Below are 10861 nucleotides of genomic sequence, written 5' to 3' on the forward strand. Positions count from 1 at the left end.
GGGCCCGGGCAGCAAGATCGCCCGGGCCCAGTCTCGCTTAGTCAGCACTGTAGTCGGCGCCGTACCACTTCTTGGTCAAGGTGCCGAGCGTGCCGTCGGCCTTCATCGCCTTGATGATTTCGCCTATTTTGGCGGTCCATTCGGCGTCGCCCTTTTCGGCAATCACGACGAGCGGCTCGCGGAACGCGTACTCGCCTTCAATGACGCGCAGTGGGTAGCCGTTCTTGATGGCGTTCTTCGCCGTCTGCTCCGGCGCTACCACGGCGTCGATACGTACGCCAGGTCCAAGGCGCAGGTCATCGAAGGGCAGCATGGAATCGGCGAACGTGCGGATCTCGCCAGCAGTGACCTTGTACTCGATCGGCGGCAAGCCGGGGGCATCGATCTGCAACTGGTGACGCATGAAGTCTTCGGAAGTGGTGGCGGTTTCGACACCGATCACCTTGCCATTGAGGTCAGACACGGTCTTGACCGGACTGTCCTTGTGGACAACGTAGACATAGGGGCTGTAGTAGTAGATGCCGGCAAAGTCGATGACCTGGGCGCGCGCCTTGGTCGGGGTAACGGAGCCAACGCCGACGTCATACCTCCCCTGCCAATGTCCACCGGTAAGCGTCGCCCAATCGGGCGTGTCAAAACTGACCTCGACGCCAAGGCGCTTGGCAATTTCGTGCGACACGTCGATGTCGAAGCCAACCATCTGATTGTTATCATCAAGATAGCTTTGCGGGGGCCAGCCGCTGTTAGTGGCAACGACCATTGCCTTCTTCGACATAACGCGGTCGAGCGTCGCACCGGCATGAGCAACGGAAGCAATGGCGAGCGCGGCCGCGCCGATCGCCATTCTCTTCAACGATTTTTTCATATTTCCTCCAAGACGTCAGCCCTCGTTCCGTTTATGTAAGATGTCTGACAACACCACTAGATGGCATCGGTTATGGGGTGTCAAGACCTCCCCTTCCCCGAGTTGATGAATCTTGAGCACTACCCCATGTCGCTTACGAATGAGAATGCACACCCCGATGTTGGTCACCGAGGCCATATGTCCGGTCATCGGACAACCGCCGCCTTCTGCAGATTACCTCGACGGCTAATGTCGATATGCGGCCGTAGTCCGCCTGGCCCAGGCCGCATCGTAATGCATTCGATCGGATGTTGCTCGCCGGCGACGATTAACGGGTTCCTCGACAATTCGAGCAACCGTAAGATTGTAGCGAGGTAGGAGCTTGTAGCTCAAAAGCGCAAAACACCCTCGAGAGAAGGTCCACATGTGCCGGCGTCTGACGCGGATTTTTTGCATGACCTTGAGTGTCTTCCATATTTCGGGCATACACTTCTTGCAGCAAAAAGGCGTAACCTGAGCCAGTCGGCGCTCGGGGATGTTGTCCTCCGAGAGTGTGTCCGTGTACGGTGACGCGGTCGGTGTGCTTGGCGCCTTTCAGGGGGCCAGCCGTTTATGACGATGCCCGGCAAATCGTCGATATGAGGTGGGCCCATTCGAGAAGGTCTGAGCCGGTTCTGCTGCAGGTTGGCGCGTACGCTTGACCCTCACGTGGGGTTTTTTTGAGCCATAGAACTGCGCCGCATTTTTTGAGAACCCGCCGGCTAACTGCGCAGGCTTGATAACGAGGCAGCGATCACCACCCGAAATACGGCTACCACCCAAGAAACGCGGCCTTCGTATGCGCTTGACCGGCGAACAACTGCGATGCCGTCATTTCATCGGGGCGACGATAAAACGAACCCGATTACAGTCTCGTTCTTATCGACATTCTCAGCAACCTGAACCTCGCCGTCCTCAGGCGCTGCTTCTCGGCCAGGTCCTCGGATACTGTCGCGACGCCAGCGCCACATTGTGCCGTCACAAGGCATCGACCGTCTCCGGAAGCCAAATTCGCCGCGCGACAGTGGAGCCAGAAAGCAACGTCTATCGGAGCCGTGTTAGAGTTCGCGGTCTTCATGCGGCAATAGCAGCGTAGCCTGCCTGGGCGTTACTTACCGCCACCCTTTCCCCCGTTCCCGTTACCACCGCCATTGCCGCCGTTACCATTGCCACCACCGTTGCCATTTCCACCGCCATTGCCCTTGCCACCACCATTGCCATTTCCGCCGCCATTCCCATTTCCGCCGCCGTTGCCGTTTCCACCGCCATTGCCGTTTCCACCGCCATTGCCCTTGCCACCACCATTCCCGTTTCCACCGCCGTTTCCTTTTCCACCGCCGTTGCCGTTTCCGCCGCCATCTCCATTCCCGTTGGAGTTGCCACCCTTGCCAGAATTGCCCTTGCCCTTGCTGTCATCGGCAGTGTTTGCACTGGTGTCGTCAGCGCCCTTTTTCGATTTGCCCTTGTCGTCAGGCGCGGCATCCGGTTGGCCGGACAGCTTCGTGGCCCCGATAGCTGGGACAACCGCAACGGATGGCGCGACGGACGTTATGGATGGCTTCGATACCGCTCCCGCGACGTCCATACCGGCTTTCCTGTCCACAGTCGCGCTCTGTCGGGGTCCAACATTGGCTTGTTGGCCGCTTGCGAAAGACGTGACCTGTACAAGCCCGCGGTCGACGGCGACCGATGCCTTGCTCTTGCCAACCGTGACATGGAAGATCGTACCCTTCACGACGGCAGCCAGGTATGGCGTCTGAACTGTTGTATGCGGCTGGCTCCGCTTTTCAATCTCAAGATCGAGCGCGCCGACCTGCTGGAAGATCTCGGTTTTACGAGGTGACAGGAAGCCGCCCGGCTTGGTCGTGATCGCAGCCATTGAGTTCGGCTGGAACCCGATACTCTCGACCCCACGCACGAGCTGAGCACGCCCGCGGGGGCCTGTGGAGATCCAAGCTTTATTCGGCACCACATCACCAGCACGCAGGTCGGTCCACTGTTTCTGGTCAATGGTATACCGAACCTGGCTCGTGGCCTTGGCAACCTGCCAGTCATCCCCGGACGCATGGGCGCCAAACGGTGCCAGAAGAAAGACGAAGAGTAGCATTCGAGCGAAGAAAGACATGGAGACCCCCCAGATATTAAGGGTACCTAATCACGACCGAACTTAAGAATGGTTTTAAATCGCCATGTCATTTGGAGGAATGTTGACCCTTGGTACGATACCAGACAGAGCATAGGCGAGAGCCGCGGTCAGCCGAAACATCGACGACAGCCCAGGCGCTCACCCAGTCCTCGATGACGGAAAAGCTGCAAACTCTAAGGCTGCCCGACAAAGATTTCGGCATCATGGCCAAATAAAGCCCACGAAGGCGCAGACGCTGTCCATATCACGATGTTTGAGCCCAAATTATCCCGATCATCGAGCGCCCCGACGCGGATGACCCGATAATCTGGCTCTCCAACGGCTTCGCAAAACATGGGCGTCCCGCAGTTTGGACAGAAACTACGCCGGATCACGTTTCCACTGTCGCTTCTGCTCTCGTAGGTGGCAAGATCACCTTCGACCGCAATACCAACCGCTTCGACGATGATGTTGACGGACGCATTCCCGCACGCGAGATACTGGCAATCCCGGCACCAGCATGATCGACGCGCCAGAACCTGTCCGCTCGACTTGAACCTCACTGTTCCGCAGAGGCAGCGCCCACTTATGTCGTTTTGCTCCATGGCGATCTCACGACGCGCTTCTGTTAAAAACGCCGCCTCACTAGGAGGCTGACGGTGGGAACACAGTAACCTCCGCGGCCGCGTCATTCAAACGTCCTCAATCCGGTTGACACGACTTATGAGCGGCCTATCGGCCTTTAGTCTTGGATCGCTCGCAGGCCTGGGGCCTGCACGGCAGCTTCAATTGACCGGGTCCTCTTTGCCGCCCCTCGCACTGTTGGTAACATAGCGCCGCGGAGGCAACCGTGGAACGTCGTTTAGCAGCAGTGTTGGCAGTGGACGTGGTCGGCTACAGCAGAAAGATTAGCGAGGCCGAGACGGCAACGCTGACCTCCCTGCGGGAGTGCCGCGAGAAGCTGAGGAGCGGCCTGGATGCCATATCCGGTCGCATCATCAATACCGCAGGCGACAGCGTGCTGGCAGAAGTGCCGAGCACGGTGGAGGCCGTGCTTTGCGCCCATCAGTTTCAGGAATGGGTCCGCGATAGAAACGTCGGACGGTCGCTCGCGGAGCAGATCAAGTTTAGAGCCGGCGTTCACCAGGGCGAACTCGTCGAAGAAAATGGCGACGTCTTTGGGGACAGCATCAATATCGCCGTGAGACTGGAGGGCATCGCTGCTCCAAGCGGAGTCGCGATATCTGACAGGGTCCACGACGACGTCGCCGGCAAGTTCGACCTTGACTGGACAGATGGGGGCGAAATTCAGCTCAAGAACATACCAAAGCCGGTTCGTACATGGTTCCACGGCGGCATTCCCAAGCGAGCGAATGATCCATCACAGGCGTCGCGACCATCCGTGGCTGTTCTTCCCTTCCTCTGCAGCACAGAGGACGAGACGATGTGCGACGGAATTACAGAAGACGTTATTGTCGGCCTGGCTCGATTCACGTCGCTATTTGTCAGTAGTCGGTCTTCTTCATTCACCTTCCGCGACAGCAAGGAAAGCAGCTCTGCGATCGCTCGAAAGCTCGGGGTCTACTTCCTGGTCGAAGGAAGCCTTCGGAAGTCGTCGGACAGGATCAGAATTTCGGTCCGACTTGTGGAGGCAGCGTCCGACTCCACGATCTGGGCCGAGCGCTATGATCGCGCGATAGTCGACCTCTTCGAGCTCCAGGACGAAATTGTCAGCACGCTCGTTGGTACGCTGGCTGGCAGGATCGAGAGCTCCCGAACCGAGATGTCGCTGCGTAAGCCGCCAACCAGCCTCCTGGCATATGACGTTCATCTACAGGGACTTGCCCGTTTTCGCGCATACGATGCTTCGTCCAATGCGGACGCGGTGGTGCTATTTCGCACTGCTATCTCGCTCGATCCACACTATGCCCATCCGCACTCATTTCTCGCACTCGCATTGCTGGCCCTCGAAGGCTACGGAGGCGCCAGCCCTGAGACGCGAAGCGTCGCGATCGAGCTAGCGCGCAAGGCTCTGGAAATTAGCCCGCAGGACGCCACCTGCCAGCGCATCCTTGGTCACGTCCTCCTGTACGACCGCCAATACGATCTCGCCGAATACCACTCCATGCGCGCCGTTCAGTTGAACCCGAACGACTCCGACTGCCTCATGTCGCTGGGCTACCTGCTGGTGCAGAGGGGAAGCGCGGAGAAGGCGCTAGCTTTTATGGAGCAGGCGGTTCGTCTGAACCCATTTCATCCTCCTTGGTACCATGCCCAGATCGCCGGTGCGTACTACACGCTCGGTCGATATGAGCGCTGCCTGTCGGAGACCCGGAAGATGCCTCACCAGGGAGGATGGTCATTCCGCGCCGCGGCGTCCTTGGGCAAGCTTGGCCGAAGTGCTGAAGCTGCTGTCGAGGCGGCAAAGGTTCGTGCCGCGAACAAGGATTTTTCCGTATCCGGCTTCATGCGCTCGACCATTCTCTTGGAGCGAGAAGAAGACCGCGAGGACCTGCGGCAGGGCCTTCTTCTCGCGGGGCTGCCGGAGTAGCCGCTGTCTTGACCTTGGGCGCCCAACTGCGGGCTCGGGAGAAGAATGCCGGGGGAAACCAAGCTTAAGCGCTTCGCCAATAGCTGCAGCCGCTGACTGCCAACGGGCGCACATCCGGGTTCGGACACGATTCTCCGATGGCTCGAGAGCCACCTGCCGCCGAACCGGTCCATCTTCCTGGTCCAGCTCCGGCAAAGACGAACGTGTCTTCAATGCCTCCAGCTGGTCGGGCAGACGGACCGTCCAGTCCTCCGTGATGGCTTCCTCTTCGTTTGACAGGGTTCTCGCTGACTTCGATCCACAGCGCAACATGGTCGCCGGTGAGCCTCTCTCGGGAGCACGGCCTGTCACCAGTCGTGCCTCCAGCTCGCCCACATAACGTCGGACCCGTGTCGAATGTGACGGCACGCGCCTGCCAGCGAATTGGTCGATCGCACGCGCATATACCCCTTGCGATCACGCCTCGATCACGAGAACGGCTGCGTTGTCCTGCACGTCGCGCAGGCCTTTGTAAGAGGCATGCCGAAGCTTGCCGTCGTTGGTCCAAGAACGGTATTCGATCTCGGCTATCAGGGTTGGCCGCGCCCAGGCGACATTCTTTCGTGGTCCATCGTAAAAGAGGGGCGGCTTCTTCATGGCCAGTTTGTCGAGCATCTCGCGCAGTTCCGCGGCGTCCTTGGATTTGAATCCCGTACCGACCGAACCGACGTACTGAAGGCCGTTGCCCTTGTGCGCGGCCAGCAGAAGGCTTCCGACGCCGCCACGGGCGACGGCCGACTTCTCGTAGCCAACGATGAAGAAGCTCTCGGACTGGATGCACTTCACCTTGATCCAGTCGCCCGTCCGTCCGGAGCGATACGGACTATCCGGGTCTTTGAAAATCACGCCTTCCAGCCCGTGTTCGCATGCCGCGTTAAAGATCGAGACGGCGTCGCCCTCAATCTGCTCGGAAAACCGGATCGCCCCTTCCCGGCCGTCGAGCAGCTCCTCCAACAGATGCTGCCTGCTCGACAGTTCCATCTTCTGGAGGTCATGCCCGTCGAGGTAGAGCAGGTCGAAGGCGTAGAAGACGGAATTGCCCGAGGGCAGCTTGCCACCCCTGCCGCCCAGCGAACGCTGCAATGCGCCGAAGTCAGATCGTCCCTGTTCGTCCAGGACAACGGCTTCGCCGTCGAGGATAGCACTCGCAACGCCCAGCTGGCGCGCGGCGTCGGCAACGGCCGGGAAGCGCTCAGTCCAGTCATGGCCTCCCCTTGTGAGGAAGCGGACGCCGCCGGGTTCAATGTGGATTGCGCCTCGATAGCCGTCGAACTTGACCTCCGCGATCAAGCGCGGATCGCCAGGCGGACTGGGCTTCAGCAGCGCCAGAGCCGGTTCGACGCGCAACGGCATCGGGTCCAGAAGCAGGCTCGGCTGCGTTGGGTCACGTCGCTTGTGAGCCGAGCTCTTCAGCGGCTTGTCGTCGGCTAGGAGAGGCTGCGGTCGCTTGCTCATTCGGACCTACACCAGAAGGCGGTTACGCATGATTTGCCCAGTGCGGCGGCCAATGCTACACTCAAACAGTGTCGTCCGTTCCCGGATGGACCACTCTCCAACTGCCCCGCTCAGTCGGGGCCTTCGTTTTGGGTCAGCGGCCTTGCGCATCTTAGCCATGTCGCTGGCAAGCACCTGCATTCCAGCCGCAGGCGCGCCACGCTCGCAGGCGCCCCGGGCCGTTTCTGCATACAGCTCCAGCGTATCAAGTGAGGTCGCGGGGGCACCGTGGAATACCGGATCGATCCTTCCGGCTTGCGGCCACCCGCCACAAAGAAAGAGCGCGGTGAGGTCGCGGACGCGACACGCCTGCCGATACCTCCCTGCGTCTATCTGGACATGAAGCGGACGGACTGGGGCTTTCAGATCCGGTTTGGTCATACGCAGTACCCTTCGGTGATACAAAAGAGTCACATGGGACGTGACTGGTCTAAGTCGAGTCGGATCCCCGCAAATCGTCAGCAAGCGCCAAACTCTGGCGGCCCAGCTTGGATTTGCTCTAAGGCACGAGCAGATTGATCTCCTTATTCTCAAGAGGCTGTTCCAGAAGGTATCTCAATACGACATCGCGTCTATCGTCGAGGCGGGGCCGACTGGTGCGTCGGCGCGCAGGTTCTGGTTCTTCTACGAGTGGCTCATACAAGAGTATCCGTGTTGATCAAGCCATCTTCGGGACCCATTTCTGTTTTTTTCGCAGCAGTGCGTTAGCCAATACGATGAGCTTACGCATGATCGCGGTTATGGCGACCTTTGGCGCTTTCCCTGCGGTTTTGAGTTGGTCGTATTTGACGCTGAGATCCGGGTTGAAGCGGCAGGCAACGAGGGCCGGCATGTAGAGTGCCTGGCGGACAATGGCCCTTCCGCCAGCGATGAAAGCGTTCGTCCGGTCCATCGTCCGGATTGGCGGCTCATGGGGGCAAGACCGGCAAGGGCTGCTGCGGCCTTCTCATCCAGCTCGCCGAGTTCCGGCATTTCGATAAGGAGTGTGAAGGCCGTGACCTGCGACAGGCCGGGGATTGAAACGAGGATATCGAACCTGGCCTTCAGGTTCGCGTCTTCGGCAATCAGGGCCATGATGGCGTCGTCCACGGCCTTGATTTGCCGCTCGACCTGCCGGAGCCTGTCGCCGTTGTGTCGCTTCAAGAGCGGGTTGGAAAGATTCTTTGCCCTGTTCTTTGCAGCAGTCCTGTCCTTGATCAGGGCAAGGCGCGCCATATGCAACTCTTTCAGGTCATTGTGGATTTGCGCACTTGCCTGCAGGAGACGCGGTTCAAGAAGCGTGCCGTAACGAGCCAACAGTGCGGCATCGATCCTGTCTGTCTTGGCAAGTCTGCCTGTGGCCTCTGCAAAACGTCTGGCAAGCCGGGGATTGACCTTGGAGAGAGCAACTCCTTGCACCATCATGAAACGCTCGAATGCCTTATGGTAGGCACCGGTTGGTTCGTAAACGATCCGCTCTATGCCATCAGCTACCCCTAAGCAGGGCGGTCGGCGGGATTGAATGTGAAGTGCCGAACGCTATCTGAAGACTTAGCTCTTCGGACAGTGATTGTTTGCCGTTTTCTCGGTCATTTTCGGAAAGCTCCGCTGTCGGGAGCATAAAATGCCAAACGCAAAAACTGTTGCAGACATGAGTGTCGAAGAGCGAGAAGCAATACTCAGCGCTCTATCAGAGCGACTTAGCTTCTCTGCTTCCATTGCAAATCACGACGGTGACCCTGATTCGCAGGTCTTGCGCGCGCTCAGCGAGAGGCTACGTCGGGATGGCGCAGAGATCGCTAATGACACTTGCGATGCGGCGTCTACGGTGGTCCTAGAGGCTATCGAACTTCTAGCGAAATTTGAGATCGGCCGTCCACCCGACTCATCTACTGTCCACTAATATCCCGCCCATCCACGTTCCTATACCGACCTCCAACCGCAGTTGTTCGCCGGCTAGATAGAGCGAGCCATATATAAGCCGGGCCCCACATCACCGCTTTTCACGTCGGTCAAGCAGATCATTTACTTGCGCCTCCTCTTCGCTGGTAAGTGGTCCGGCGGCAAGCCAGCTTAGAAGCAGTCCTATTCGCTGGAGCGATTCGCGCGGTGTCTTCCCAGATCTCAAATCTGCGGCGATCTGGTCTCTCAGCATGCGGTCTATTCTGTTCATTCTGCCCTCCCAATGCAGATGAAGCCCGCAAAGACGCTTTGCTTTGCGGGCCTCATAAAGCTCAGATGCAGTCGGGAACGGTCCCCAGGAACCAAACTACCGCCGGGCAACATCACGTGGTCACAATTCCGAGGGATTAGCGAATGAATTCGACTGATAGACCCACCGGCTAAGGGCCTCGATGATCCATTTGACACGGGATCAGCTTGAGTTGCTCGATATGCTCGCAGATACGAGAAAACGGTAACGCGTTCCCAACGTTTCCACAAATCTCGTCGCGCTCGAAAAGCTCGGCCTGATTGGACATGACTCCAAGCCGGCAGAGGATGGATGGCAAGTTCTGGAAATCAGTTGCAACGGTCGAGTGGTAGTCACTGATTCTGCCGCCTGCCTTTCTCCATCCTGTGTGATATATTGCTCCTCGATAAGGATTGGAGGGGCCGCAATGGGGGCGGCATTGGATCTCACGGTCGTCGACCAATGTATCATGGCGATCACCAAGCGCTTGGCAACGCTGAAAGATGAACGGGAAGGCTTTGTCAGTGTGAGTGATATCCTAGAGGCCGATCGGGAAATCGATCGGTATGAACGGTGGAGATCTATTCACCAACGATTACGCGACTTGCTCGCCGAAGATTTGTGAGCAAACGCCGCCAATTTTCGCGTAAAAACCCCACCTCCCCATCATCGCCAAAAGCGTACGGTTGCAGACGATCTCAGAACAGCTCCCCACCTTACGGGAACATCTCGGCACCCCGCCGCCCCATCATCGATTAGGATCAGCTCGTGTTTCGAGACCGATGGCGGTCATGTTCTCGCCGGTAAGCATCACCGGCAGGGGTGAGTTTGCAGCGAGGTTTGAAGCTTCGATCCTCGACTTGAATCCATCCGTTGAACATGGCGATGTTCACTGATTTCCTGCCGACGCCGTGAGGAATGTGCGTAAAGCCTCGGGTATCGAGACCGCGCAGGAGAGACATCATTCGGGATGATACAAGAGGTTGCATAGAGGTCGAACCTTGGCCGCCCAGGATGGTTCCCTTTTTTGTTGAACACAGAAGGAGCCCGCTATGGGGTACAAAGCAGGCTCCAAAAAGCTCAGAAGGTCGGCCTCCAGGAACGGGCCGCACCGGGCGATTAGTACTAGCTCACACATAGGGAACAATGGCGAGTGAATTAAATTGATCTCAATTTGCTAATTAAAAAAATATTCCAAACCAGCCTGTGGTAAGACAACGAATTGAATAAATTTTCGGATTGGAGCTGCTGTGATGAAATCACTTTTCCCTGGCCTGTCGTCGAGGCAGATTGTCATCTTCATGATCGAAACTAGCGTTGTGAGTTCCGGACTGTTCGCCGTGCTCGCGCTGACGGTTCAGCTGCTCTACAGCTAACGCAAAAGGCCCGCGTCCTGTCACGGCAGCGGGCCCTAAGCTGGATGGGTCTATCCAGGTGGTGGGGCGGCTCCAAGTCACCCCGCCGGGAACCAACTGCTTACAGCGGTACGGCTTTTGTAAGGTAAGCGGTGTTTTGACCCCACCTTCCGGATCAGCGCGTGATTGTTGATGTTGTTGCCGAACGAGGCTTCGACATATGACGATTACAGGGTTTACGCAT

Annotated in this window: 8 protein-coding genes; 3 read left to right on the forward strand and 5 right to left on the reverse strand. The window is 58.1% G+C overall.

All coding sequences use genetic code 11. The features are described 5' to 3' along the window. Positions 1-37 precede the first annotated feature (37 nt). From ACQZ5H_RS31015 to ACQZ5H_RS31025, 3 genes are all read right to left on the reverse strand, one after another. On the reverse strand, positions 38-865 hold the full coding sequence (locus ACQZ5H_RS31015; RefSeq protein WP_203431299.1) for a transporter substrate-binding domain-containing protein: 828 nt from the start codon (positions 863-865) through the stop codon (positions 38-40). Between the two features lie 1126 nt (positions 866-1991). Further along, positions 1992-3008, reverse strand: coding sequence for a hypothetical protein (locus tag ACQZ5H_RS31020; RefSeq protein ID WP_449100011.1), 1017 nt, complete (start codon positions 3006-3008; stop codon positions 1992-1994). Positions 3009-3202: 194 nt separating this feature from the next. Beyond that, positions 3203-3700: a GFA family protein gene (locus ACQZ5H_RS31025; protein ID WP_449100012.1), complete on the reverse strand. Its 498-nt coding sequence runs from the start codon at positions 3698-3700 to the stop codon at positions 3203-3205. Between the two features lie 158 nt (positions 3701-3858). Here ACQZ5H_RS31025 and ACQZ5H_RS31030 point away from each other — a divergent pair, with 158 nt between their 5' ends. After that, complete coding sequence (locus ACQZ5H_RS31030; RefSeq protein ID WP_203431302.1) at positions 3859-5559, forward strand: adenylate/guanylate cyclase domain-containing protein; 1701 nt, start codon at positions 3859-3861, stop codon at positions 5557-5559. 456 nt (positions 5560-6015) lie between these two features. On the opposite strand, the gene ligD is transcribed toward ACQZ5H_RS31030, so the two are convergent. Both ligD and ACQZ5H_RS31040 read right to left on the reverse strand, forming a co-directional pair. Next, entirely contained in the window at positions 6016-7053 is a 1038-nt protein-coding gene (ligD, locus tag ACQZ5H_RS31035; protein ID WP_203431303.1) for a non-homologous end-joining DNA ligase, read from the reverse strand. A gap of 777 nt (positions 7054-7830) precedes the next feature. Next, entirely contained in the window at positions 7831-8496 is a 666-nt protein-coding gene (locus tag ACQZ5H_RS31040; protein ID WP_449100013.1) for an IS110 family transposase, read from the reverse strand. A gap of 1193 nt (positions 8497-9689) precedes the next feature. Here ACQZ5H_RS31040 and ACQZ5H_RS31045 point away from each other — a divergent pair. Both ACQZ5H_RS31045 and ACQZ5H_RS31050 read left to right on the forward strand, forming a co-directional pair. Further along, positions 9690-9887 carry a hypothetical protein gene (locus ACQZ5H_RS31045; protein WP_130279666.1) on the forward strand — a complete coding sequence of 66 codons (198 nt, stop codon included), beginning with the start codon at positions 9690-9692 and terminating at the stop codon, positions 9885-9887. A 628-nt stretch (positions 9888-10515) separates the two neighbouring features. Then, complete coding sequence (locus ACQZ5H_RS31050) at positions 10516-10638, forward strand: hypothetical protein (RefSeq protein WP_413708711.1); 123 nt, start codon at positions 10516-10518, stop codon at positions 10636-10638. Positions 10639-10861: the final 223 nt, after the last annotated feature.

This window comes from Rhizobium sp. 21-4511-3d, assembly GCF_053522545.1.

Coding starts and splice junctions, on each gene's coding strand:
- ligD (WP_203431303.1), bottom strand. CDS start 7,053: ATGAGCAAGCGACCGCAGCCTCTCCTAGCCGACGACAAGCCGCTGAAG.
- ACQZ5H_RS31040 (WP_449100013.1), bottom strand. CDS start 8,496: ATGATGGTGCAAGGAGTTGCTCTCTCCAAGGTCAATCCCCGGCTTGCC.
- ACQZ5H_RS31020 (WP_449100011.1), bottom strand. CDS start 3,008: ATGTCTTTCTTCGCTCGAATGCTACTCTTCGTCTTTCTTCTGGCACCG.
- ACQZ5H_RS31045 (WP_130279666.1), top strand. CDS start 9,690: ATGGGGGCGGCATTGGATCTCACGGTCGTCGACCAATGTATCATGGCG.
- ACQZ5H_RS31025 (WP_449100012.1), bottom strand. CDS start 3,700: ATGACGCGGCCGCGGAGGTTACTGTGTTCCCACCGTCAGCCTCCTAGT.
- ACQZ5H_RS31015 (WP_203431299.1), bottom strand. CDS start 865: ATGAAAAAATCGTTGAAGAGAATGGCGATCGGCGCGGCCGCGCTCGCC.
- ACQZ5H_RS31050 (WP_413708711.1), top strand. CDS start 10,516: ATGAAATCACTTTTCCCTGGCCTGTCGTCGAGGCAGATTGTCATCTTC.